Annotated in this window: 23 protein-coding genes; 1 reads left to right on the forward strand and 22 read right to left on the reverse strand. The window is 64.7% G+C overall.

Annotation, left to right across the window (positions count from 1 at the left end):
- Window positions 1-3: 3 nt before the first annotated feature.
- From G315_RS0105490 to G315_RS0105500, 3 genes are read right to left on the reverse strand one after another with little or no spacing between them, the layout of a single operon-like run.
- On the reverse strand, window positions 4-1,221 hold the full coding sequence (locus G315_RS0105490) for an acetoin utilization protein AcuC (protein ID WP_019612061.1): 1,218 nt from the start codon (window positions 1,219-1,221) through the stop codon (window positions 4-6).
- A complete protein-coding gene (locus G315_RS0105495) occupies window positions 1,218-3,773 on the reverse strand; it encodes a nitric oxide reductase activation protein NorD (RefSeq protein ID WP_019612062.1) in 2,556 nt (851 codons plus the stop codon). Before G315_RS0105495 ends, G315_RS0105490 begins: the two co-directional genes overlap by 4 nt.
- Window positions 3,770-4,630: a CbbQ/NirQ/NorQ/GpvN family protein gene (locus tag G315_RS0105500; RefSeq protein ID WP_018143987.1), complete on the reverse strand. Its 861-nt coding sequence runs from the start codon at window positions 4,628-4,630 to the stop codon at window positions 3,770-3,772. The genes G315_RS0105495 and G315_RS0105500 overlap by 4 nt, the downstream gene beginning before the upstream one ends.
- Window positions 4,631-4,881: 251 nt before the next feature.
- Between G315_RS0105500 and G315_RS0105505 the strand changes: the two genes are divergently transcribed.
- Window positions 4,882-5,199 (forward strand): hypothetical protein, encoded by a 318-nt coding sequence (locus tag G315_RS0105505; RefSeq protein WP_018143988.1) that lies wholly within the window; start codon window positions 4,882-4,884, stop codon window positions 5,197-5,199.
- Between the two features lie 535 nt (window positions 5,200-5,734).
- Here G315_RS0105505 and G315_RS0105510 read toward each other — a convergent pair.
- The 19 genes from G315_RS0105510 to G315_RS0105600 form a co-directional block, all read right to left on the reverse strand.
- The gene (locus G315_RS0105510; protein WP_018143989.1) at window positions 5,735-6,604 is read right to left on the reverse strand and encodes a glycine betaine ABC transporter substrate-binding protein; all 870 of its coding nucleotides are present in this window, start codon (window positions 6,602-6,604) and stop codon (window positions 5,735-5,737) included.
- Between the two features lie 50 nt (window positions 6,605-6,654).
- Window positions 6,655-7,497, reverse strand: a complete 843-nt coding sequence (locus G315_RS0105515) for a proline/glycine betaine ABC transporter permease (RefSeq protein WP_018143990.1) — start codon at window positions 7,495-7,497, stop codon at window positions 6,655-6,657.
- 1 nt (window position 7,498) lies between these two features.
- Window positions 7,499-8,704, reverse strand: coding sequence for a glycine betaine/L-proline ABC transporter ATP-binding protein ProV (proV, locus tag G315_RS0105520; RefSeq protein WP_019612063.1), 1,206 nt, complete (start codon window positions 8,702-8,704; stop codon window positions 7,499-7,501).
- A gap of 53 nt (window positions 8,705-8,757) precedes the next feature.
- Complete coding sequence (locus G315_RS0105525) at window positions 8,758-9,141, reverse strand: hypothetical protein (protein ID WP_019612064.1); 384 nt, start codon at window positions 9,139-9,141, stop codon at window positions 8,758-8,760.
- A gap of 39 nt (window positions 9,142-9,180) precedes the next feature.
- Window positions 9,181-10,224, reverse strand: a complete 1,044-nt coding sequence (locus tag G315_RS0105530) for a lipoate--protein ligase family protein (protein ID WP_019612065.1) — start codon at window positions 10,222-10,224, stop codon at window positions 9,181-9,183.
- Between the two features lie 3 nt (window positions 10,225-10,227).
- The gene (locus G315_RS0105535; protein WP_018143994.1) at window positions 10,228-10,656 is read right to left on the reverse strand and encodes a hypothetical protein; all 429 of its coding nucleotides are present in this window, start codon (window positions 10,654-10,656) and stop codon (window positions 10,228-10,230) included.
- Window positions 10,657-10,810: 154 nt separating this feature from the next.
- Window positions 10,811-11,767, reverse strand: a complete 957-nt coding sequence (locus G315_RS0105540; RefSeq protein ID WP_019612066.1) for a hypothetical protein — start codon at window positions 11,765-11,767, stop codon at window positions 10,811-10,813.
- 205 nt (window positions 11,768-11,972) lie between these two features.
- Window positions 11,973-13,238: an OmpP1/FadL family transporter gene (locus G315_RS0105545; protein ID WP_019612067.1), complete on the reverse strand. Its 1,266-nt coding sequence runs from the start codon at window positions 13,236-13,238 to the stop codon at window positions 11,973-11,975.
- A 284-nt stretch (window positions 13,239-13,522) separates the two neighbouring features.
- Entirely contained in the window at window positions 13,523-14,695 is a 1,173-nt protein-coding gene (locus G315_RS0105550) for a radical SAM protein (RefSeq protein WP_019612068.1), read from the reverse strand.
- Between the two features lie 54 nt (window positions 14,696-14,749).
- Window positions 14,750-15,832 (reverse strand): NAD(P)/FAD-dependent oxidoreductase, encoded by a 1,083-nt coding sequence (locus tag G315_RS0105555; RefSeq protein ID WP_019612069.1) that lies wholly within the window; start codon window positions 15,830-15,832, stop codon window positions 14,750-14,752.
- Window positions 15,833-15,857: 25 nt separating this feature from the next.
- Window positions 15,858-16,949 carry a biotin/lipoate A/B protein ligase family protein gene (locus G315_RS0105560; RefSeq protein WP_019612070.1) on the reverse strand — a complete coding sequence of 364 codons (1,092 nt, stop codon included), beginning with the start codon at window positions 16,947-16,949 and terminating at the stop codon, window positions 15,858-15,860.
- Complete coding sequence (locus G315_RS0105565) at window positions 16,942-18,123, reverse strand: radical SAM protein (RefSeq protein WP_019612071.1); 1,182 nt, start codon at window positions 18,121-18,123, stop codon at window positions 16,942-16,944. Before G315_RS0105565 ends, G315_RS0105560 begins: the two co-directional genes overlap by 8 nt.
- A gap of 105 nt (window positions 18,124-18,228) precedes the next feature.
- A complete protein-coding gene (locus tag G315_RS0105570; RefSeq protein ID WP_077276997.1) occupies window positions 18,229-18,666 on the reverse strand; it encodes a glycine cleavage system protein H in 438 nt (145 codons plus the stop codon).
- Window positions 18,667-18,702: 36 nt separating this feature from the next.
- Entirely contained in the window at window positions 18,703-19,110 is a 408-nt protein-coding gene (locus G315_RS0105575; RefSeq protein ID WP_026181993.1) for a DsrE family protein, read from the reverse strand.
- Between the two features lie 8 nt (window positions 19,111-19,118).
- Window positions 19,119-19,565 (reverse strand): glycine cleavage system protein H, encoded by a 447-nt coding sequence (locus G315_RS0105580; protein ID WP_018168416.1) that lies wholly within the window; start codon window positions 19,563-19,565, stop codon window positions 19,119-19,121.
- Window positions 19,566-19,676: 111 nt separating this feature from the next.
- Window positions 19,677-20,588: a CoB--CoM heterodisulfide reductase iron-sulfur subunit B family protein gene (locus G315_RS0105585; RefSeq protein WP_018144004.1), complete on the reverse strand. Its 912-nt coding sequence runs from the start codon at window positions 20,586-20,588 to the stop codon at window positions 19,677-19,679.
- Complete coding sequence (locus G315_RS0105590) at window positions 20,581-21,297, reverse strand: 4Fe-4S dicluster domain-containing protein (RefSeq protein ID WP_018144005.1); 717 nt, start codon at window positions 21,295-21,297, stop codon at window positions 20,581-20,583. The genes G315_RS0105585 and G315_RS0105590 overlap by 8 nt, the downstream gene beginning before the upstream one ends.
- A 49-nt stretch (window positions 21,298-21,346) precedes the next feature.
- On the reverse strand, window positions 21,347-22,219 hold the full coding sequence (locus tag G315_RS0105595) for a hypothetical protein (RefSeq protein WP_026338824.1): 873 nt from the start codon (window positions 22,217-22,219) through the stop codon (window positions 21,347-21,349).
- Window positions 22,158-23,186, reverse strand: coding sequence for an FAD-dependent oxidoreductase (locus tag G315_RS0105600; protein ID WP_026338825.1), 1,029 nt, complete (start codon window positions 23,184-23,186; stop codon window positions 22,158-22,160). The genes G315_RS0105595 and G315_RS0105600 overlap by 62 nt, the downstream gene beginning before the upstream one ends.
- Window positions 23,187-23,198 lie beyond the last annotated feature (12 nt).

Consider the following 23,198-nt stretch of genomic DNA (forward strand, 5'->3'; position numbering starts at 1 on the left):
CCACTACCCGCGCAACAGCGGGTGTGTATGGAAAAGCCGCTCCAGGCGCTCCTCGAGTTCGGGACGCACGGGGCCGGAACGATCGGCGTCCAGGCGGGAGACGAACAGGTTCGCGTACCACGCCTCTTCCTCGTCCATGTCCCAGTCGACCTCGCGGAGCAAGGCCTGGCCGGCCGCGGGGATCGCGGCGGGCAGGTCGCGCCCGGTGAGCAGGGCCCAGACGCCGGTCCAGCAGCGGGCGAGCGCGAGGGGGTGATAACCGCCACCGCCGAGGACCAGCAGCTTCGGCGTGCCATCCACATGGCGCGGGCTGGTCTCGATCACGTCGTCGATGCAGGCGAGGAAGCACTGGGTGGAGATGCCGAACTTGCCCAGCGGATCCGGCAGCAGGGCATCGGTGCCGGCCTGGACGACAATCACGTCCGACCGCCAGCGATCAAGCACCGCGCCCCAGACCCGGGTGAAGGCGGCGCGGAATTCGCTGTCGTTGGTCTCCTTCGGCAGCGGCACGTTCACGGCGTTGCCGAGCGGACCGGTGTCCTCGATGCGGCCGCCCTCGAAGGGATAGCCGTATTCGGTGTCCATGTGCAGGGAGACGGTGATGACATCCGGGTCATCGATGAACGCTGCCTCGACGCCGTCGCCGTGGTGGGCATCGATGTCGAGATAGAGCACACGCTGACCGGCCTGGCGCAGGCGCAGGATCGCGAGCGCGGGGTCGTTGAAGTAGCAGAAACCGCGCGCCTGGTCGGGGGCGGCGTGGTGCATGCCGCCAGCCGGATTAAAGGCCATCTGCCCGCCCAGCACGACCTCGGCGCCCTGGATGGAGCCGAAGGTGGCAGTGGCCGGGGTGGCGAAGAAGCCGGCGAAGAACGGGTTTTCGAAGTTGCCGATGTTGTGGCGGTCGCGGTAGCGCTGGAAGACCTTGCCCAGCGCCTCGGCGCGCTGCATCGCGGAGACATACTCGCGGGTGTGGAACCATTCGAGCTCGGCCGGCTGCGCACGGCGCGTGACGGCCATCTCCCCGGGGGTGATCGCGTCATAGGCCTCGATCAGGTCAATGGTCAGCGAGACGCGCGGGATACCGAGGGGATGGTTGTCGCCGTAGCTGTGCCCGCGATAGCGCGGCGCATGCAGCAGGGTCGCGTGGCGCCGGGCCGGAGCGCGCTCCGACCCCGGGGCTGTGGCGTCCTGATCGATGGCTTCGGGGGTGGCATTCACTGGCGCAGCCTCAGGTAGATCTCGGGCAGACGGCGCGGCAGCTCGTCCACGTGGTCGATGATGGTGTAGTGCCCGGGGCCGAAGATGGCCGGCAGGTACTCGGACCCGGACGGGTCCAGGGTGATGCAGAAGGGGTGAATACCGGCATCCACCGCCTCCTTCATCGCCATGCGGGTGTCTTCGTGCAGATAGCGCTGGTCACCGCCGTCGTCATAGTCGGCCGGGCGCCCGTCGGTGAGGATCAGCAACAGGCGGCGCTGGCTGGAGTTGCGCTTGAACGCCTCCAGCGAGTGACGGATGCCCGCCCCCATGCGCGAGGCCAGGCGCCCGGACACCCCGGCGATGCGGGCGCGCACGGTGTCGTTCAAGTCCTCGTTGAAATCCTTCAACCAGTAGTAATTGACCTGGTCACGCTGCTTGGAGGCAAAGCCGGCGAGCGCATAGGGGTCGCCGACCTTCTCGATGGCCTCGGCGAACAGCATCATCCCCTCGCGCACGCGGTCGACAATCTTGCCCTGCCCACTCGGGTGGCGCGCCATGATGGAGGTGGACATGTCCGCCAGCATCAGCACCGAGGTGTCGCGGTGCTGCACTGCGCGGCGGCGGTAGATGAAGGCCTTGGGCGAGAGCCCGGCCTTCTTGTCGGCGATGTAGTCGATCACCGCTTCGGTATCCAGCTCGTCGCCGTCCAGCTGCTTGCGCTGCGGCGCCAGGCGCATCGGGCGCTGCATCTCCAGGCCGCGGGTCAGACGCTTCAGGGTGTCGGCGTTCTCCGACAGGATGGTCGCCGCCAGCTCCGGGTTCTCGTCGTCCAGCACACGCTCGTAGAGGTTCACCCAGTCGGAGATGTAGCGTTGTTCGCGGTAGTCCCACTCGGGATACGGGATGCCGTCCTTTCGTGGCGTATAGGGTACGCCGCGCTTGGCCACCTGGGCCGGCTGCGGTATGCCGGTGCCGATGCGCCCGCCGGTGCCGGAGGTCTCCTGCTGCGGGGTCTGGATATCCGCGTCCGGATCCTTCTGCGCCTGCTCCGGGGCCTGCTGGGGCTGTTCTTCCTGTTTCTGGTGCTCGAGCTTGTGCTCGTCGTGCGCCTCGTGGTCACGGAAATCGGCCAGGATGCCGTCGCGCTTGCGCTGCGGGTAGACCGGCAGCGACTGGTTCAGCGACAGCCCCGGCAGATAGGCCTCGGCACGCTCCTCGATCGTAATGTCCGGGAAGGTATCGTCGGCGAACAGCGCCTCACCCACGGCCCACGCAGTGACGATATCGGCGTCCGGCTCCAGCATGCGCGCCAGGCGCGGGTCCTGGGCCTCACCGCGCAGCAGGGCCTCGTGGGCGCGCAGGGCGAAGTCGTAGTAGATGCCGGCCGCACCCTCCGGACGCTCGTGGGCGCGGGCAAGCTCCACCAGGCGCGACAGGAAGTTCGGGATGCGCGGGGCCAGGCGCGCGTTCACGCGCAGATCCTCGGCCAGGTCAAACAGCACCTGGAAGCTGAACATGCGCGCCTCGAATTGAGCGAACAACGGGCGCCAGGTGATGCGCGACTTGTCGTCCAGCGGCGGATGCTCGGCGCCGGCACGCTCGAACAGGCGCTCGACATCGGGTTGCGCGTAGGTATCGAACGCGAGATGCGCGGCCGCGTGCTGGGTGGCGACGATCGCCTCCTCGCGGGAGTCCATCACGGCCGGCATGAACAGGCGGCGCCCGTCGGTCTCGAGCATCGGGCGGCCCTCGCCCGGCTTCCAGCTCGAATCCGCCAGCGGGATGTCGGCATCCAGCCAGGCCATCAGCACCAGGCGCAGGAAGCGCCCGTTCATGCGCGGGCGGAAGCCCGGCAGCGCCTCCAGCAGGAGCTTCAGACTCTCGTCGCTCTCCAGGCGGAAATAGGCCTCGCCGCGCGAGCGCCCGGCCTTCAGCAAGTCCGCCCCGCGCCGCGCCCAGGAAAGCAGCCCCGCGTCACCGACCAGGTTGCGCGCGATCGGGGCACCCTCGAGGTAGGCGTCCAGGGTCAGGCCACGCTCGTCGAACAGCTTTTCGGCCGGCTCGATCAGGGCGCGCAGGCCCTCGATGCCGCGCCCGCCCGAGAGCTTGTCGAATGGGGCCTCGAAATAGGCACGGGCATCCGGCAGGCTACGTGCGCACCAGCGCAGGCCGATCTCGGCCCACTCGCGCTCGCCGGCCTCGCCCCACTCCGCGTACACCCGGTCGGCCTGCGCCATGAAGCCTTCCAGGGCGTAATTGGAGTTCACCCACTCCTGAAAGCGCGCAGCCTGCTCCAGCCACAGCTCCACCGTCTGCATGTGCTCGGCAAGTCGGGCCGAGTGGCGCATGAAACTCTTGCCGGCCTCGCGGTCATGGAAGAACAGGTCGCGCGCGGTCTCGATCCAGCGCCGCGCGATGGTGGCCCCGAACGGACGGATCGCCGGCAGGGCCTCCTTCGTATCGCGGTGCGCGACGAAGCTGATGTCCTCCAGGTGCTGGAGGATCTCCTCGATCTCGACGAGTTCTTCCGCCTCCGGTTTCGCGCCGCCGTTGGTCGCGGGGTCCCTCACGCGGCTTCGGACTCGGGGAAGTGGGCGTCGAAGATCTCCTCCAGTGCCTGGATCAGCTCGGGGTCATCGGTGATCGGGGCGATCATCGCGGCGCGGCAGGCGACGCGCGGGCTCAAGCCCGCCTGCATCAGTTCGCCGGCGTAGGCCAGCGCACGGGTGGAGGTGGCCTCTTCCAGACCGTGGTCCTTCAGCGCGCGGGCCTTGCGGCCGGCGGCGACCAGCTTCTCCACGCGATCGGCATCCAGGCCGCCGGATTCCTTGGCGACGATCTCGCGTTCGACGTCCTCCGCCGGGTAGTCGAAGTGGATACCGACGAAGCGCTGCTTGGTGGAGGGCTTCAGGTCCTTCAATACGGTCTGATAGCCCGGGTTGTAGGAGATCACCAGCATGAAGTCTTCATGCGCATCGATGATCTGCGACTTCTTGTCCAGCGGGAGCTGGCGGCGGTGGTCAGTCAGCGGGTGGATCACCACGGTGGTGTCGGTGCGCGCCTCGACGATTTCGTCGAGGTAGCAGATCGCACCCTCCTTGACCGAGCGCGTCAGCGGGCCGTCCTGCCAGACGGTTTCCTCGCCCTCCAGCAAGAAGCGGCCGACCAGGTCGGAGCTGGTCAGGTCCTCGTGGCAGGACACCGTCACCAGCGGCTGGCCCAGGACGTGGGCGATGTGTTCCAGGAAGCGGGTCTTGCCGCAACCGGTCGGCCCCTTGAGCATCACCGGCAGGCGCTTCGAGTAGGCCGCCTTGAAGATCTCGATCTCGTCGCGCTGGGGCTTGTAGAACGGGGCGTCGCCCGCGTCCCCCGGTTTCTCGATGACGTCGCGTTCCACACCGCGGATGCGGTTGATCAGGTTCTTCATGGGATCTCCGATGTCGACCGCGCGGTCGGGACTGACCGCGGGGCCGGGACTGGTGTATGCGCGGGGGCGGCGTTACCCTGCTGCGCGTTGGGCGGGCCGCCAATCGTGTTCCCGCAGGCTTTGTTGTATCATTCTCTGTTTCTATTCTATCGAACCTGCGCACTTGCATGAACCAAACGCCCCACGGCTGCGGGGTTGGTCTTGCGGATGCGCCCGTCACTCGGATTCAGCGCTTCAATAGAGGACCCGGTATGAAACTTGTCAAGCTCGTCAAGCTGAACAACCTGCAGTACAACCCGAACCGCGACCCGAACTTCTACCGCCGTCCGGTCAACGAGGAATTCCGGCTGCAGGCCGTGCTGAACGGCTCCGGCAGCGCCCAGTGCTCGTTCTCCGTGGAAGGCGAGACCCTGTGCGAGGGCAGCGTGTCCCTGCCGGGCACCTTCGACTGCAAGTTCAGCTACGACACCGCCGGCACCCGCATTGGCGACCTGGTGATCGAGGGCAATGGCGAGACCTTCCACGAGAAGGTCCGCATCGACGTGCTGGAACACGCCTGGATCGGCTGATCCAGTCCGGCTAGCGCGGCCCCGCTCCATCGGGGACGGCAACAGCGAAAGGCCCCGCGGCAACCTGTCCGGGGCCTTTCGCGTTTCGGGTCCAGCCACAACCGTCCCTTGCCATCTCCTGCCACACGCCCCTCGTCATCCCCGGCCGCATGCCCCTCGTTATCCCCGGCCGCATACCCCCTCGTCATCCCGGCCGCACGCAGCGAAGCGGAGAGCCGGGATCTCCCGGGCGAGCCCCCGGACGTCCGGGTGATCTCCAGCAGTGGCGATCCCGGATAACCGCTGCGCGGTTTCCGGGATGCCGAGGGAGGGGCGTCTTCATGGTGACCGGAGAATGCCGACAAGGTGTTCCGATCGACCCGTCGCCCGCCCCCTAATCGCGCTTCTGCGTACTGATTTGTGTCCTCCGTGGTGTGATCGCCTTGGCCCTTCTTCGTATCTTCGTGCGCTTCGCGGTTAACAATGGAGTCGGGGCCCCAGACGAAGAAAGCCCCGCCGGAGCGGGGCTTTCGGGCATGGCCATGACCTGCGGTGATCAGTCGATCACGCCGGTCACCCAGTACTGCACGTACTTCGGGTTGTCCTCGATAAAGCGATCCACGGCCTCCGCGTAGGAGTTTTCCTGGGCGTAGAACATCGCGTCTTCCAGGACCTCGAGATCCAGGTGCATACGCGAGATCATCATCGCCACGTCGTGGTACTCCTCGGCGAAGCCTTCACGCGCCAGGGCATGGATCCGTTCGAAGCTGCCCAGGGCCCCTTCCGGGTCTTCGAGGTAACGCAGATCATGGGCGCCGAATTTCCAGTGCGGGCTCCAGCCGGTCACCACGATCCACTCGTCACGACGGATGGCGCGTTCCAGCGCGGAGGTCATACCCGCCCCGGAGGAGATCTGCAGGTTGTAGCCATCCAGGCCGTAGGTCTCCATGGCCTCTTCCGACAGCCGCGTCAGGCCAGCGCCCGGGTCGATCCCGGTGATGCGGCCATTCAGCTTGTCCCGCACGGAGTCCTTCTTCAGGTCCTCGATGGAGCCAAGCTCGTCCTCGGGGATATAGTCCGGCACCACCCAGCCGAGGCGGGCGTTGCCGTACAGAGGACCCAGGTTCACCACGTCCTGCCCCACACGATCCATGTAGTCGGCATGGGTCCCTGGCAGCCAGGCCATCAGCATCATGTCGATGTCGCCGGAGGCCAGGCCCTGGTATTGCGGGGCGATATCGGTCTGGATCAGATCGACCGAGTAGCCCATCTCGTCCTCGATGACGCGTTCAGCCAGCCTGGTCACGAATTCGGCATCGGACCAAGCGGTCCAGCCAATCTGGATATCGTCGGCCTGGGCCGTGGAGAGGCCCATGGAGGCGGCCAGCACGCCGCCCAGCAGGGTTGAAGTCAGTGTCTTGTTCATCGTGCTACTCCTTCCTTCGAGTGAAACGGATAGCGCGACGCGAGGGCCGGTCAACTGCTCGCCTTGCGCCGCAGTCCTACGCTCTGAGTGATCCGGTCGAGCAGGATGGCGAGGATCACGACCCCCAGGCCGCCCTCGAACCCCAGCCCGACATCAAGCCGCTGGATACCGGTGAGCACGGTGTTGCCAAGCCCGCCGGCACCGATCATCGACGCGATCACCACCATGGAGAGCGCCAGCATGATGGTCTGGTTGATGCCGGCCATGATCGACGGCATCGCCAGAGGCAACTGAATCTTGGTCAGGAGTTGGCGCCGATTGCAACCGAAGGCCAGCCCGGCCTCGATCTGCTCGCGATTCACCTGCCGGATGCCGAGATTGGTCAGACGCACCACCGGCGGCATGCAGAACACCACCGTGGCGATCGCGCCGGGCACCGTGCCCAGCCCGAAGAAGATTGCGGCGGGGATCAGGTAGACAAACGGAGGCATGGTCTGCATCAGATCCAGCACCGGACGAATCGAGGCCTCGAGCCAGTCGCTGCGCGCCATCGCGACCCCGACCGGCATACCGATCGCCAGCGCCACGGCGGTGGCCGCCAGCACCAGCGACAACGTCTTGATGGTGGGCTCCCACAGGTCCATCCCGAGGATCAGGCCCAGCGCCACGATGGCGAAGATGCCGAAGCGCCAGCTGACCCGCCACCAGCTGAGCCCCACCAGCACCAGCACCAGCAGCCACGCGGGGATCGCGAGCAAGGCCCCCTCGAAGGAATTGGTCAGCAGCCCCAGGAACCAGGCAATACCGTCCAGCGCCGGCTCCAGGTTATCGAGGATCCAGTCGACTCCGCTCTCGATCCAGTCGCCCACCGGGATATTGATGCGCCCCTCCATGTCAGTAATCTCCGTTCGCGGCGGCCGCGTTGCGGCTGCGGTCCAGGGCCTCGACCAGGCGCTGCAGGGTTACCAGGCCGCGGAACCGGCCCTCGCCATCCACCACCGGGATGGATACCGGGCTCTGCGCAGCGCGCCGCGGCAGGTCGGCCAGCGCCGTATCCTCGGGGACCGGCTCCACCTCCACCGCGATCTCGCTGGCGGCGCGATCCAGGGTAAGCTCGCCCAGACGCTTGGCCTGGACGACGGACTGGAAGCGCCCGCCGGCATCGACGATCACGGCCTCGTTACCCGGTACGTGGGCAATGCGGTTGCGCGCCTCACCGGCCGTGGTATCGGCATCCAGTACCGGGATGTTCTCGCTGTCCATGATGTCGCAGGCCTGGAATACCTGGGTGATGTCCACGCCGTGGAAGAACGAGCGCACGTATTCGTTGGCCGGGTGCGTGATGATTTCCTTCGGCGTACCGACCTGCACTACCTCGCCACCCTGCATGATGGCGATGCGATCCCCGATCCGGATCGCCTCGTCGAGATCGTGGGAGATGAACACGACCGTACGTCGTTGCTCGCGCTGCAGGTCCAGCAAGCGGTCCTGCATCTCGGTGCGGATCAACGGATCCAGCGCCGAGAAGGCCTCGTCCATCAGCATGATCGAGGGGTCGGTGGCCAGCGCACGGGCCAGGCCCACGCGCTGCTGCATGCCGCCGGAAAGTTCATCCGGATAACTGCGGGCATGGGCCTTGAGACCCACCTGGTCCAGCGCCTCCTGGGCGCGTTCACGGCGGCGGGCGCGGCCGACCCCGGCGATCTCCAGGCCGAGGGCGGCGTTGTCGATCACGGTCTTGTGCGGCATCAGGGCGAAGGACTGGAACACCATCGCCAGATCCTCGCTGCGCAGCCGGATCAGATCGCGCTGGCTCATGCGCGTGACGTCACGCCCACGGACCTCCACGGTGCCGGCAGTGGGCTCGATCAGGCGGTTGAGCAGACGCACCAGGGTGGACTTGCCCGATCCGGACAGCCCCATCACCACGAAGATCTCGCCCTCGGCGATATCGAGGTTGCAGTCCTTCACGCCCACCGTGTTGCCGGTGCGCTCGAAGATGGTGTCCTTGTCCAGGCCGTCCTCGATCAGGCGCAGGCCTTCCTGCGGGTTCGGCCCGAAGACCTTGTACAACTCGCGCACCCGGATGATGGGTTCCATGCCACGATCTCCCTGTAACGCTGCGTCCGACCCTCGGGCCGGACCGGGGCCCGTTACCAGTCGTACTGGCGAATGAACTCGGGAAGCTTGTCGATCATTTCGTCGCGCCCGAAGAAACGATCGGCGCGGGCCAGGCGCATCTCGTCCTGGATGTCCTGATCCCCGCCGAAGCAGAATACCGGAAGATTGATCTGGTATTCCATGCGCAGCATCCGGATCACGTCCAGCGGGTCGAAGGCCTCGATCTCCTCCAGATCCAGCAGCAGGAAGCGATACAGCAGGATCTCGTTCCACGGACCGAGCTCATCGAGGTCGGTCACCCGGTGCAACTGCCAGCCCTGCGGCAGTTGGGCCTGCATGTGCTCGGTCAAGCCGGCATCCTGCGTCATCAGGATGACGCGTTTCTCCAGGCGGCGTTCGATCGTCGGTTCGGACATAGGGCATCTCCGGCGTTCGTGGGTAACGAAATGGGCGGGTCAGGCCGCCGCGATTCCGCGATAGAGCCCGTCGATGCGGGCACTGATCTCGTCGACCATGCGGGCGTCGAGCTGGCCATTCAGGCGCGAGCGCACGCGCAGGCGCTCCGGAGACTCGCCAACCAGGTGCTCCTCGAGGATGGCGGTGGTCGCCGGGTCCTCGCACCAGACCCGTGCGATGTGCGAGCCCTCGACGTGCAGGCGCAGGCGCCCACAGGCCCCGCGGGTCTCGAACACGTGGTTGTCGCGGTTCACCCGAATCCCGTCGCGCACCGCAGGCGACCCCTGCCCGTCGGCCAGATCCTCGAGCTCCTCGCGCCCGGCCGCCAGCCACTGTTCGATGGTGTCTCGGTCCGGCTCGATCACCCGCACCGGCACGCCGAAACGGCGCTCCAGGACCGCGCGCAGGGCGGCCTCGACCTGCGCGGGCTCGGGCGGCTCCGGGCACTGACGGGCGCAATCCGTCATGCCGGTCTCCAGCGCCGGGCGCAGCCAGTCGCGGTAGCCCTCGCTAGGGGCATGGACACAGGCGAGAAAACGCTCGACCGGGAAGTGCCGCAGGAAGCTGGCCCCGAACACGCAGCCCTCGTCGAGCGTGGCCGCGCCGGTACCCATGATCTTGCGCCCCTGGACCCAGACATCCTGACCCCGCGCCTCCACGCCCTCCAGCCCAAGCTCGCGCAGGACATCCATCGCAATGCCCAGGCCCATGGCAAACAAGTGGCGATGCCCCCGAGCGAGGACATGACGCGGCTGGATCAGGAAGAAACAGGCCTGATCGGCATCCACCCAGACCGAGCCACCGCCCAGCGGGCGCCGCACCACCGGGACGCCCTGCTCCGCACAGGCCGCAAGGTCCAGATCGGACGCGGCATCCTGGCTGGCGCCGACCGATATATGTGGCTCGCGGGCGTGCGTCCAGAGTACGCGCGGGGGGGCGTCCGGCGAGGTCATGCTCGCCAGCCCCGCATACAGCGCGTGGAGTTCCTCGGCGGAGCGAGCCCCGGCGTCGATCCACTCCGGGGTCACCGTCGATGCGACCAAGTGTCAGCCCTCGGTCTTGTCCTGGCCGGCAGCGGGATCGTCCGCCTTGTCCTCCTGGCCGGGCTGGTAGAAGTAACGGAAATAGAAGTCGCTGCGCGAGAGGTCCTCGTACAGCTTGGCGCGTTCCTCGACCCCACTGCGCATGATCTCGACCATGGCCATGGCCTGCTCGCCATCGATGATATGGATGCCGCCGGACAGCTCCTGGTCGGTATCGAGAAAGTGCGCGGCCAGCTCTTCCGGCTCCTGGATGTAGACCAGGAAGGACTTGCACTCGGCATCTTCCAGGTCCAGCGGCTGCATCACGATCTTGCCGAGCCAGGCTAGGCGCGCGACCTGGTTGAACTGATGGATATCGAGCTTCTTGCCCTTCTTGTACTTGTTGAGTTCGTTGCGGATCTCGCCAATATTGGCGATCTTCATCGATTTCATGGATGTGCATCCTGCCGCGAGTGTTGCGGGAGCATAAAACAACTGCGTGCCCGGGCCGTAAAAAAACCCCGGCAGACCGGGGTTCTTGAGTGGGGTACGCGGGAATTCCGCCACCCCTTGCGCCGTTCCGTGGCGCGTACGGATTATAGCGGGGTTACCACTCGAATCCGCTGTCCTCCGGTTCCTCAAAGCCGGCGACCGCCTTCAGGGTCTCCTCCAGCGCGCCGGGCGAGCTGCGCAGACGCATGAAGCTGTTGTCCCCCAGCATCCGCAGATCCGGGAAATGCAGCGCCTTGCGGAAGCGCATGTGCAGCGCCTCCACCTCGCCCCCGCGGACCATGATCTCCAGCGGCACGGTCGCGGTATGGCGGAACTCGCCCACATCCACGATGCCGAGCTGGTGCAGGTCGGCCGAGTCCTGGGCGGCCCCGTCGGCCTCGCGCACGGCCACGCCGATCACGGTGACGTCCTGCCCCGGGATGTCCACCCGGTAGACCTCGCTGACCCCGGCGACACGGGACGCGAGATTGCCATCCAGCTCGCTCAGCGCCGCCCGCCGGGAGCCATGACTCGCCAGCTCGTACGGGGCATCAAAGCGCTCCATGCCAAAGGTATAGCGATAGCGACTGAGATCACGTTCGCTCAACCCGTCCTCGGAACCGTACTCGCGTTCGGCACCCAGGGTGCTGGACAGGCGGTTGGCGACACCCGTTACCGGACGATCCAGGCGATAGGCGTGACGGAAGTACTCCAGGTTGTTGTAGCTCACCTGCAACTCGCCATCGACCGCGGTGACGGCCACGCGGATCGGGGCGATATAGCCACCCCGCTCCTCCGAGCCCGCGACGGACAGCAGGTCATCGTGGGTGACCACGACCACGTGTCGGTCATTGCTGACGGGGTATTCGCCCAGGAACCGGAAATCGGCCCCCTCCAGGCGTTCCCGCACACTGGCAGCCTCGCCGGAGACATCGGTCCCCGATCCGGTGTAGGCCAGTACAAACGGGCGATAGGTATCGGCCGCCACGGTCTGGCTCGCCGCGAACAGCGCAACCGCCGCGACCATGCCGACCGCACGGACGCTCCCGCGCAAGGCGTGGATTGCTCGCATGGCATCCTCCTTTGAATTCACTAATAGGTTCGAGCGGAATGCTCGGCAGGAAGAAGGGCCCGGAACGCACCCCCCAGTGCGTCACGAACCTCGGGGTCACCCGCCCTCCCCGGCGGATCCGGCCTTCCCCTCAAGGCCGGGCGCCCCTCCCGGGCGCACAACACCGAGGCCCGCTGCGGTCAGACGACCGCCCCGAGCCTCCCGATCAGAACCGGTACGCGTACCCGATCTCGAGCTCGTACTGTTCCATTTCGATCTTCACGTCCGTTCCCGGCTGCATCATGTGTGCCCCGGATACACTCTTGCTCGGAGCATACATGGCCGCGAAATTCAGCTCATGCTGACCGAATGCCTTGGTGAATCCGGCGGTGAAGTGATCTTCCATCACGGCCGGCGCCAGGATATTGAGCGTTACGTCACGTGCATGGATCGGGTTCTGTCCCCGGTTGTAGCCCACACGCCAAGTCCAGTCGTTGGCCGTTTCGAACTGGGCACCAATCTTGAATACCCCGATGTCGCGCCAGCCGAAACCGGGGCCACCTTCGGCGCCGAAGGGCATACCGGTCATGCTCGAGTTGGAAATCGAATCAATCTCGGAATAATTGATGCGCGTGTAGTCTGCGGAAACCGTAATACTCGGGGTTACGTCAACGGCAATGCCCAGACCCAGGGTCGATGGGATATCAAAGCTCCCGCCGTCTGCAAAGAGACCACTGTAGTCATCAAATTCACTGTTGCGAATCTTGGTGCGATAACTACCGCCCAAAGTCACGGTCTCGGCAAGTTCAGCCTGGAAACCAATCTGCGCGCCGTAACCCCAAGTAGTGTCCGTCCCCTTGTTAGTGAGGTTGTCGGGGTCGCTGCTCATCCCCTGAAACGCCCCCAGACCCTTCGCACTAAATCGCTGGTAACTGATAATCGGACTGAAGCCAACGCTGAAACCGCCGTTGGCCGATTGCTGAGCGTAGGTCGGGATAATCGCCAGCTGCTCCAGGTCCACTCCAGCCGGGCCTCCACAAAAGATCCCGCCCCCCCCTTGGTCACACTCCGCATTACCGGTCATGTAGCCGGGATAATCGGTGTTCATGCCGCCATTGCCCAGCAGCGCAATACCCCAGGAGCGGTTCTGATCGATCTGTTGCACGTAGCCGAACGAGGGAATGAAGAAGTCTTCACTACCAGAATCGACGGTCATGGCTCCCATCTGATTTTCAAAGGTGACCGAACGTTCGGGGCGGAAGTAGGCGAACGAGCCGTCGATGCGGGTTTCCATGCCGGCGATGCCAGCGGGGTTGATGCCCGGGGCGTAGGAATCCTGGGAGATCGCCATGCCGACGCCCCCCATGCCCTTGGCCTTGGTGCCGTAGCCGTGGGCGAAGTAGCCGTTGGTGGCGTGCGCGACGCCGACGGAGCCCATGGCCAGGCCGACCGCGATCGTCACCAGGCTGCGGCGAATGAAGCGTGCTTCCATCTTTTATCTCCTTTGGTGGTCTTCTTGTTGTGTTGCGCGAACACCCCGGTTCCGCGCGGCCCCCTTGTATCGCCGCCGGTCCGGTCTTGGTGGTGTTCCCACGGCCCGCGTCACGGTGACCGACCGTGGCGCGAGTTTTTCGGCAGGTGTGTTCAAGGGCACTCGGACGAATGGCCTTGATAACCCCGCTCGAAACCTGAATATTCAAAAAGTCTTATTGATCCCCTGACGTGCGAAAGCCCCGGGGGTGCCGGGGCTTTCGCTGGATACTACCACTATCGATTTCAGGCTGTCTTCTCGTCTTCCGCCTCGTCGGCGTCGAAGTCGAAGGTGCCGACATCCTCCCCGGCCATTTGCCGCTGGACGAACCCGACATCGGTCGAGTTGAGCGCAAACGGGAAGGACAGGATGTCCGTCGGGCTGGAATCGCCATACGGGCGGTTGCAGGCTGAGACCTCCTCGTCCGACTTGCCGGGGCAGCCGGAGGTCTGGAACGGCTTGCCGGAGGCAATCAGTCCTTCCACCTCGGCCTGCGGCAGACCGAAGTCCACCACCTGGCCGTCGGCATTGAACTTCATGTCGTCGATGCGGCCACCGGCGTAGTCGATGACGAAGCGGCCGAGCTGCACGCGGCGCCACTGGTCACGCGGGACCGGGTTCCAGTCTTCCATCAGCGAGCCCTCTTCCGGGAAGAAGGCAAACATGTGGTTGTGGCCACCCAGGTCACGGATGCGCTGGCAGACCTGCAGGATCTCTTCCTCGGTCTCGCCCATGCCGCAGATCAGGTGCGCGCCAAACTTCTCCGGACCGAAGATCTCGGCGGCCCACTCGATGGACTGCCAGTACTTGTCCCAGCTATGCGGGCTCTCGACCGCCTTGCCGCGGGTGCGCTCGAAGATCTCCGGGGTCACCGCGTCCAGTGCGACGGTGAAGATGTCCGCCCCCTTGTCGCGCAGGAGCTGGAGGTCTTCATAGCTCATGGTGGTCGGATTGGACAGGATCGACACCGGGATATGGTTGACCTCGGCGACCCAGCGCTCCAGCAGCTCGACGGTGTCGGCGTCGGAGTTCGGGTGGGTGATCATGGAGATGCACATGCGCTCGAACTGGCCGCCGTCGGCGTGGTTCTTCACGCGTTCGATCACCTCGTCGTACTTGGCGGTCGGCCAGTCGACGCGGATGAAGTTGCGGTCGGCGTAATCCCGCGATTCCTCGCGGTGGCGGGCCAGGCCGCAGTAGGAGCAGTTGGCACGGCAGCCTTCCGGGTACGTGACCAGGAGGTTCAGGCAGTGCGTGCAGGACGTGCGATGCATGGTGCCCGGCACCAGGCCCAGCGTGATCGCGGCCGCGGTGGACATCTGCACGTACTCCGGCGAACGCATGTCCGGGGTCTTGATGTGATAGTCGGGCCGATAAAAGTTGATCGGCGCGACCATCTCCTCTGCACTTGCACTCATGGAATTCCTCCAGCGTTGTCTCGGGGATGCCAGGCATCCGTCGACCGGGGCCGATTACGCGGCCCGGTCACCATCGTTGAAATACTCGGAAAATGCAATCCATCCGCGGCGCTGAGTGACATCTTCCTGCGCCCGCGGGGTTCGCCAGTGTTCGTTGAGGAAGGCGCGCCGCTCGCAGGCGCGATCCAGCGCCGGCCCATACTGGTCGCGCATGTCCTCGTCGTAGTCGGCCAGGGCCTCGGCGTCGCCCTCCAGGTGGCCGATCGCGGCCTCGCCGGCGGCCTCGCCCGAAACCACCGCGGCGGCAATACCGGCACCGGTAATCGGGTGCGTCAGACCACCCGCGTCGCCGACGAACAGCACGTCTCCCGCCACCAGCGAGTCGCGCAGGCCGCCGACCGGGATCGACCCGCCGGTGCGGTAGCGGATCTCCTCGCCCAGCAGTCCCTGTTCGACCAGCTGGGCATGCAGGGATTCCAGCGGCGCCTTGAGGTCACCGGCAATGCGCTTGTCCGCGCCCAGACCGAGATTGGCCCATTGGCCCTTGGGGAACAGCCAGGCGTAGCCGCCCGGGTAGTCATCGGACAGCCAGACATCGGTGGCGGTGTAGGGCTTGTTCAGCGGCACGGTGTACTGGCGGGTCTGCACCGTCGGCAGGGCCGGCAGGCCCAGCGACTCGGCAACCGGCGAATGCGGCCCATCGGCCGCGATCAGCACGCGGTAGCCGATCTCGTGTTCGGCACCGGCGTGTTTCACCCGGGCGGTATGACGTTCCGCGTCCACCGCCACCAGCGGAGTCGAGGTCACCAGCTGCGCCCCGTTCGCCTCGGCGGCACGGATGATGGCGCGATCAAACTCGCCACGATCCACCATCAGGCCCGGGAAGTCGGAATGTTCCACCGCGCCGGAGGGCAGGAAGCTCTGCATCGCGTCGATCCGCTGCAGCAACACGCCGTCGGGCTGCGCGTACGCGCCCATCGGGTTGGGGATGAACTCGGCGCACTGCACCGGCTCGCCGAAGGCCTTGTTACGCTCGACCGCGAGCACCGACAACCCGGCCTCGGCACACACACGCGCGGCCGAGGCCCCGCCCGGGCCCAGACCAACGACCAGCACATCCACCGCGGCGGGCAGCATTAGCGAAAACCTCGTGTTCCGTTCATCATTCCGCGACCGCTTCGACCTCGGCCTGCGCCAGCGCCGACTGGATCGCGGCGATGAAGTCATCCGCGCTCAGCTGGAGCATCTCGACGTCGCGCTCGGCGAAGAAGGCGCGCACGCGCTCTTCCATCTCCGCCTGCGGCGTATCCCGCAGGGCCGCCTCGAGATCGGCGATCGTGCGGGCCGGCTTCACGAAGATGTCCCCGGTAATCCACAGCTGCTTCAGACGCTTGCGCTCCGGGTCCAACGCCACGCCCACCCGCATCAGCCCGCCATCGGACTTGGAGATGCTCTCGAACATTGGGGCATCGGTCGCCGGACGGTTGCGCTGATACACCCACTCTTCGGTATCGATGTCGGCCAGCGCCTCGTCGAAGGCGCGGCGCTCTTCCGGGAGCAGGCCGGCGGCTTCGGTGCGCACCCCGAACTCCTCGGCGAAGGCGCGCGCAATGGCCCCCTTGACCACGTCCAGTGCGGGCATCTCGTCGAGCAGCGTGGCGAGGTTCACTACCCGGTCGCGCGCGGACTCGATGGCCTTGTTGGAAAGCTTCTCCGCCGGAATGCGCAGGATGCGCAGCATGTCCTCGACATCGAACTCGATCAGCAACGTGCCCTGGTACATGATCGAATCGCCGTCAAAGGCGCCGCCGGTACCGGAGATCTTGCGACCATCCACTTCGATATCGTTCCGCGGGCGGAACTGCGCGTCCACGCCCAGCGAACGCATGCCGGCCGCCGCTGCGTTGCAGATCCGCGCGGCAATCTGCGCCATGTCGGCCGAACCGAGAAAGCGTTTGTCCAGATACAGTTCCCAACCGAGCTGGGTGGCATCGAAATAGATCGCACCACCGCCGGTGATGCGGCGCTGGATGGCAATGCCGTTCTTCTGGCAGTACTCGGTGTTGATCTCCTGGTCCACGTTCTGGTGGAACCCCACCAGGGCACAGGGCTGGAACTGCAAAAAGCGCAGGGTATGCGGCGATGCGCCTTCTTGATGGCATTCCAGCAGGGCGCGGTTGAACGCCATGTTCTCGGCGGCCGGGCGCAGCCCAGTGTCGAGGATGCGCAGGGCCGTCTGGTCGCGCTCAGGCATGACATCCACCTCCGGCTGCAACCTCGCCCCCCTCGGTGACGATGCGAATGCCGCCCAGGCCCTGGCGCGCCTTGCGCTCCTGCTCGCGACGCCGGGCTTCCTCCGCCACGATGGTGTCCAGGTCCAGTTCGACGCCACTGGCGGCGCCGGCGTCTTCGGCCATCACCTCGTCACCGACAGCGATCGAGCAACAGGCCGGAGTCACGCGCACCTTCTTGCCCAGGCGCGCGGCGAGCTCCACCACCCCTTCCGCCGGGTGAGCGATCCCGGACAGGCCCGCCATGACGGCATAGCTGTCGATCTGGCTCTTGGCCTCGCCCGGCGGACGGGCGCAGCCCAGCAGCAGCGAGGTATCACCCAGGCGTGCGCGGGCGTCGTGGAAGAAGCGGCCTACAGCATGCACATCCGGGGTCTCGAACGGGCGACTGGCCGGCGCGTAGAACGGCATGACTACCACCAGCACCACGGCGTCCGGCAGGTGGCGCGCCAGCATCTCGAGCGCATTCCATTCTCCCAGCAGCTTGCCGTAGTGCAGGCCGATCACGATATGCGGGACCACCTTCATGTTGGTGTTCACCAGGCTTTCGAGCGTGCGCTCGAAGTCGTCCACGCTGCGCCGCAGGTGATAGACCTGCGTGATGGTGTCCTGGGCACCGATGACGTCCATCATCGCCGCATCGATTCCCGCCTGTTCCATGGACAGCGCAATGTCGTCGTCCACTAGGGCGGTATGCATGGCAATGCGGAATTCGGGGAACTCGTCCTTGATGCGCCGGATGGTGGAGTAATACGGGTCGTATTCGACCTCGTTGCGATGATTCGAGCCACCGGTCAGGAGCATGCCCTGGGCGCCGGACTCGATCACGCCATTCACCTGGCGCCAGAGATCCTCCGGGGTGCGGACGGGGATCATCGGGTCCAGGATCTTCGCCTTGCAGTGATCACAGGCCAGCTTGCAATCGCCACCGGTGATGGACATCGCAGGCCACGCACTCTTGCCACAATCGGCCAGCTCGCTGGACTGGTAGGACTTGAAGGTCGGGGTATAAAAGTGCACCGAACCCGGATCCCCGGCGTCTTGCAGGCTATGCTGGAGGTCATCAACCAGCAACGGATCGACGGGGACGTCCTCGAGGGGCTCTACCCGCTGGATTACATCGTTCCAGCTTATCATCGGCGGTCTCCGGGTCGGCGCATTTCTTGAAGGTTTTACTCGGGTATTACCGAAAAAAAGAGGCCGCTAACCGCAACGGGTCAGCGGCCCGGACCGGATCGGGGCTTAGCAGCCGCCGAAACCGTCCGCTTCCATCTTGGCTTCGAAGGCCGCATGGGCGTCGGAACCGGTCTTCAGATCGCCGATTTCGCCATCCCAGTCTTCCGGCTTCAGCTTGATCAGCCAGCCTTCGCCGTAGGGATCTTCGTTGATCAGGCCCGGGTTACCCGCAACCTTGTCGTTGGTCTCGGTGACTTCACCGGTGACCGGGGTCTTCGCCGGACCCACCCACTTGCCGGATTCGACGGTGGTGCAGGACTTGTCCTTCTTGACCGTCTTGCCGACCTTCTTCGGGGTGTAGGACACAATCGTGCCCGCCAGCGAACAGGCGTAGGACGTCAGACCGACGGTGGCGGTACCGTCGCTTTCCTTGCGCACCCAAACGTTGTTTTCAACGTTGTACATCAGATCTTCCGGAATATCACAACCCCGAACTGCACCCATGTCTTCCTCCAGGAATATTCAAATAAAGCGGGAAAATTAAAACGTTATCGTTTTATCACTGCGTAGTATCAGGTCGGCTAACTCGCTCGCCCGATTCACTTCATCGACATCGTCGATGAGATCCGAAGACGCGTCGATTCTATACCCCGGCAGAGCGGGCTGGCAAACGTGCAAGCGCACGCCTGCACGTTTTGCGTCCTGGATAAAGTCCTTGATCAGCTTGCCGTCTTCCATGGCCCGCAGATCATCCGCTACACCCTGCTCCATCAGGCGCACGCCCTCCATGGTGAAGAAGATGTGCACGTCCACATCCATCGAGGCCATCACCGCGCCGAGATAGAACGGCGTGGCGCAACGGCCGGGCGTCGACGGACCCGAGGTCATGATGATCACGACCGTCTGTTCGTCGTTGTCCAGGTAATAATCGTTGTCGATATCCGCCATGGTCCCGCTCACCGCAGCTTGCGCTGGCACTGGATGTCATCGTCCTTGGCCCGCTTGCAGTAGCCTTCCTCGGCCTTGTCCCCGGTCAGGAACACCTCCAGCGCGGCCTCGATCCCGTTGGTGGGCTCGACTCGGGCAATCCAGGCATTGTAGGGATCGGAATTCAGCAGCACCGGGTTCTCCAGCACTTCCTCGTTCCCCTCGACGATCTTGCAGTCGATGAAGTTGGGGATCGGACCCGCCCATTTTCCACTTTCGATCGTGGCAACCGGCTTGCCCGGCGGTCGCCGCGTACCCGGCCGCCGCACCCGCACGTGGATGATCTTGCCCGCAATCGTCTGCGACAGGTCGGTCATCCCCACGGTCAGGGTGTCGTCGTCCTCGCGACGAAGCCAGATCTGGAATTCGTCGTCGTAGAACAGTTCAGGGTGAAACTCGCAGCCGTTGCAATCCATGTTTCGCCTCATTCCCGGGACCGCGGGGACCCGTGCCTACACAAAAAAACGGGCGCCAGGCGCCCGTCTTCCAAACTCATCGATGGGCCATGCCGGGCATGGGTCCAGGGATCAAATGACCCCCTTCTCCTTCAACAGGCCAATCGAATCACTCACGTTCTCGTGAATGCCCAGTTTCCGCGCAGACAGGCCCATGGCCAGACCCAGCAACTGGGTGAAGTACAACACCTTCACATCGGTCTTGATGCCGAACTCGGTCTCGGCACGCACCTGGTGCATCTCCAGACCGGAGTGGCAGGTCGGGCACTCGGTGGCGATCACTTCCGCACCGGAGTCTTCCGCCGACTGCAGCAGGTTCAGCACCAGCTGGGTCGAGGTATCGGAATCGGACAACGTGTGCGCACCCCCGCAGCAGGACGTCTTCAACGGATACTCGACGTTCACGGCACCCGCGGCACCCAGAAGGTCATCCATGAAGTGCGGCTGATAGCTGGAGTCGGAGCCCGGGCCATTGTCCTTCTCCGGGAAGATCTGGCGCGGACGGGTGTACATGCAGCCGTAGTAGTTCGCGACCTTGATACCGTTCAGGCTCTTGGTCATCTTCTGCTTGATGCCTTCCGGGCCGAGTTCTTCCATCAGCCACTCGAGCAGGTGCAGGGTGCGAACGTCGCCGCTGTAGACCGGGTCATCCGACTGACGCGCAAGATCCTGCACGGTGTTCATCGCGTCTTCCGACGTGGCAGTTTCGAACTCGGCTTTCTTCAGGTTGTGATAGCAGCCGTTGCAGGGGGCCATCACGGTGTCCATGCCCATCTGCTCGGAGGCGATCGCCATGTTCCGTGCGGACAGGTAGGTCTGCAGCATGGGGTGAACGTTCTTCACCTCCATCGCGCCACAGCAGTTCCAGTCGCGCAGGTTTTCCATCTCGAGACCCAGCGCCTTCACCAGCACACGGGTGGAGCGGTCATACGGCCCACCGGAGCCCTCAAGTGCGCAACCCGGATAGTAAGCAACCTTAGCCATGAGCGGCCTCCTTCTGTTCGCGCACGTAACTCTTCAGCACGTCCCCGGTCTTGCCCCAGGACTTGGTGCGCGGCGTATGAATCGTGTTGAAGCCCATCGCCATCAGGTGCTTCACCGGGAGGTGCTTCATCATGCGGAAGACAAACACCTTCAGCCATTCCTGCAGAAGCGGCTGGCCAGTCTTCTTGAAGAAGTTCTGCATCACCTTGCCGTCTTCGATGCGGCCGGTCTTGTAGATCTGATCGGCGAACTCTTCATCAAAGATGCTGGACGGGGTCTTTTCTGTGATCCCTTCCTCTTCCATCCAGTGCGCCAGCGCCTTCATCACGCCTTCCGGCTTCACGTCCTTCGGGCAGATGTTCGTGCATTTGTTGCAAGACACGCACTGCCAGATGATGTCCTTGTCCTTGACCAGCTCTTCCTTCATGCCAAGGCGGGTCAGGTAGATCCAGTAGCGCGGATTGAACTGCACATTCTGCGCGTACATCGTGCAGGAGTTGGTGCAGGACCCGCACTGCCAGCAGCGGTGCACATTCTCCGCACCCGTGTAGGTCTGAATCTTCGTCTCGAAATCGTCGTCGTAATCGCGAACGGTGCGCGGGGCAATCATGGTGTTCCAGTGACCGGAAACATCCACCCCGTCGACCACCAGCTCGTCGTGCTGCTGGAGTCGTTCGTCCTCGATCAGTGCTTTTTCATGTATTGCCATGACGTCTCTCCGAAAACCTGTCTTGCCAGGCTCAAGTTCGTTCCGTTATTCAATGCAGCGACGCATCGGTTCCTTTCAGGCGACCTTCCGGGGAATCGATCCCCAGCATCTTCACCGCCAGCTCCAGCGGATCCTGCTTGCCACCAAACTGGTTGTCGATCATCCCTAAACTCATCGATAGCGAACGGGCGTAGTCCGAATAGGCCTGGACCCAGACCAGATCCGTCACGAACGGCAGGTCACGGTAAAAGCCCTCTTCCGCCAGCGCCTCGTAAAACCAGCGCCGCGCTCCCTCGATCGCACCGACCGACTCCCCGATCGGGATCGACCGCAGCGTGTCGTTGGCGCGAATGAACTCGCGCAACGACCCGGTCGTGGTCGACGTATCCCAGACCCAGCGACAAGCCAGTGGCACGGCGTCGGGATCTGCAAAATGCAGGATCTCGGCACCGAAGTCCCAGATCGCCCGGCGCAGCTTCTTGTCATCCGCCGCCAGGTCCGCGAATGCGGCCAGGCGGTCGTTGACATCCACATCCGGGCGGACCAGGGCACGTACCCCGTCCACCAGGGCCCCTTGCCGTTCCGCCATCAGGGTGACCAGTTTCCGGCGAACCGAAAATATCAGCCCCCCAAGGGCCCGAACATCCTCTGCATCGATCTCGTCGCCCTTGGCCACGATCGCCGCAAAGACTTCGTGCTTCGAACGCAAGGCCTCGATGAACGTCTCCAGCCCATCGACCCCGCCCGCTTCGGCGATGGCCTCTTTCAGGGTGGAGAGCTTGGACGCGAGGATCTCCTTGTCAAAGGTAACCTCAAGCGGCTCCGGGACCAGCCCCGAAGCCGCGTCGTCGCTGACGACCTCAGCCGGCTTTCTGAACCAGCGCATGCAGATCCGCAACCGCGCGGCCACCCGCGGCGGCACCCTGGGCGATCGAGTCGTCGATCGTCTCGGGACCGTAGGCCGCACCACAGGAGTAGACCCCCTTGCGGGTGGTGCCACAGGTGTTGGTGTACTGCTCGGCCTTCTCGATGAAGCCGTGCTTCTCGAGACCGATACCGAAGACCTGAGAAAGCTCGGGGTTATCGGCGTTCGGATCCATGCCAATGGCATGCACGACGATATCGAACGGGATGATGATCGGGCGCTTGACCAGGGTATCTTCACCCTTGACCAGCAGGCGACCATCGCCCGAGGCCGTCACTTCCGCGATACGGGCCTTGACGAACTTGGTCTTGAACTCTTCCTGGGACTTCCAGTAGAACTTGTCTTCGTACAGGCCGTAGGTCCGGATGTCCATGTAGTAGATGAACACGTCCGTTTCCGGCGAGATCTCCTTGATCTCCATCGCCAGGTTGGCGGAGACGGTACAGCAGATCTTGGAGCACCACTCGCGGCCGATCTGACGGTCACGGGAACCGACGCACAGCAGGATGCAGACGCGCTCCGGCACGCGGCCGTCGGACGGGCAGGCGATCTTGCCGCTGCCCACCATCTGTTCCATCTGGGTGGTGGTCAGCACGTCTTCATACGTGCCAAAGCCCCACTCCGGCTTGTTGATGGAGTCGAAATGGGTAAAGCCGGTGGCCAGAACCACGGCGCCCGCCTGGACGGACTCGCCGTTGGTCAGCGTGGCGGTGAAGTTACCCGCCTCGCCTTCCAGCTTCTCGACCTTGGCGCTCTTGTGCACGGTCGAGTTGGCGTCGTCTTCGACGCGCTTGACCATGCGACCAATGGCGTCCTTGGCCCACTCGCCGGAAGGCACCAGCTTGGCGTAACCCGACAGGATCGGGGCGCCGCCCAGGACGTCTTCCTTCTCGACAACCACGGCCTTGTAGCCGGCCGAGTTGACATTGGCGGCAGCGGCCAGACCGGCCGGCCCACCACCCACTACTAGAACGGT

The sequence above is a fragment of the Thioalkalivibrio sp. AKL7 genome, from assembly GCF_000381705.1.
Classification (GTDB): domain Bacteria; phylum Pseudomonadota; class Gammaproteobacteria; order Ectothiorhodospirales; family Ectothiorhodospiraceae; genus Thioalkalivibrio; species Thioalkalivibrio versutus.

Excerpts from the sequence above, each read along its gene's own strand:
- G315_RS0105500 (WP_018143987.1), bottom strand. The coding sequence starts at position 4,630 with ATGAAGAACCTGATCAACCGCATCCGCGGTGTGGAACGCGACGTCATC.
- G315_RS0105505 (WP_018143988.1), top strand. The coding sequence starts at position 4,882 with ATGAAACTTGTCAAGCTCGTCAAGCTGAACAACCTGCAGTACAACCCG.
- G315_RS0105510 (WP_018143989.1), bottom strand. The coding sequence starts at position 6,604 with ATGAACAAGACACTGACTTCAACCCTGCTGGGCGGCGTGCTGGCCGCC.
- G315_RS0105515 (WP_018143990.1), bottom strand. The coding sequence starts at position 7,497 with ATGGAGGGGCGCATCAATATCCCGGTGGGCGACTGGATCGAGAGCGGA.
- proV (WP_019612063.1), bottom strand. The coding sequence starts at position 8,704 with ATGGAACCCATCATCCGGGTGCGCGAGTTGTACAAGGTCTTCGGGCCG.
- G315_RS0105525 (WP_019612064.1), bottom strand. The coding sequence starts at position 9,141 with ATGTCCGAACCGACGATCGAACGCCGCCTGGAGAAACGCGTCATCCTG.
- G315_RS0105535 (WP_018143994.1), bottom strand. The coding sequence starts at position 10,656 with ATGAAATCGATGAAGATCGCCAATATTGGCGAGATCCGCAACGAACTC.
- G315_RS0105540 (WP_019612066.1), bottom strand. The coding sequence starts at position 11,767 with ATGCGAGCAATCCACGCCTTGCGCGGGAGCGTCCGTGCGGTCGGCATG.
- G315_RS0105545 (WP_019612067.1), bottom strand. The coding sequence starts at position 13,238 with ATGGAAGCACGCTTCATTCGCCGCAGCCTGGTGACGATCGCGGTCGGC.
- G315_RS0105550 (WP_019612068.1), bottom strand. The coding sequence starts at position 14,695 with ATGAGTGCAAGTGCAGAGGAGATGGTCGCGCCGATCAACTTTTATCGG.
- G315_RS0105555 (WP_019612069.1), bottom strand. The coding sequence starts at position 15,832 with ATGCTGCCCGCCGCGGTGGATGTGCTGGTCGTTGGTCTGGGCCCGGGC.
- G315_RS0105560 (WP_019612070.1), bottom strand. The coding sequence starts at position 16,949 with ATGCCTGAGCGCGACCAGACGGCCCTGCGCATCCTCGACACTGGGCTG.
- G315_RS0105565 (WP_019612071.1), bottom strand. The coding sequence starts at position 18,123 with ATGATAAGCTGGAACGATGTAATCCAGCGGGTAGAGCCCCTCGAGGAC.
- G315_RS0105570 (WP_077276997.1), bottom strand. The coding sequence starts at position 18,666 with ATGGGTGCAGTTCGGGGTTGTGATATTCCGGAAGATCTGATGTACAAC.
- G315_RS0105575 (WP_026181993.1), bottom strand. The coding sequence starts at position 19,110 with ATGGCGGATATCGACAACGATTATTACCTGGACAACGACGAACAGACG.
- G315_RS0105580 (WP_018168416.1), bottom strand. The coding sequence starts at position 19,565 with ATGGATTGCAACGGCTGCGAGTTTCACCCTGAACTGTTCTACGACGAC.
- G315_RS0105585 (WP_018144004.1), bottom strand. The coding sequence starts at position 20,588 with ATGGCTAAGGTTGCTTACTATCCGGGTTGCGCACTTGAGGGCTCCGGT.
- G315_RS0105590 (WP_018144005.1), bottom strand. The coding sequence starts at position 21,297 with ATGGCAATACATGAAAAAGCACTGATCGAGGACGAACGACTCCAGCAG.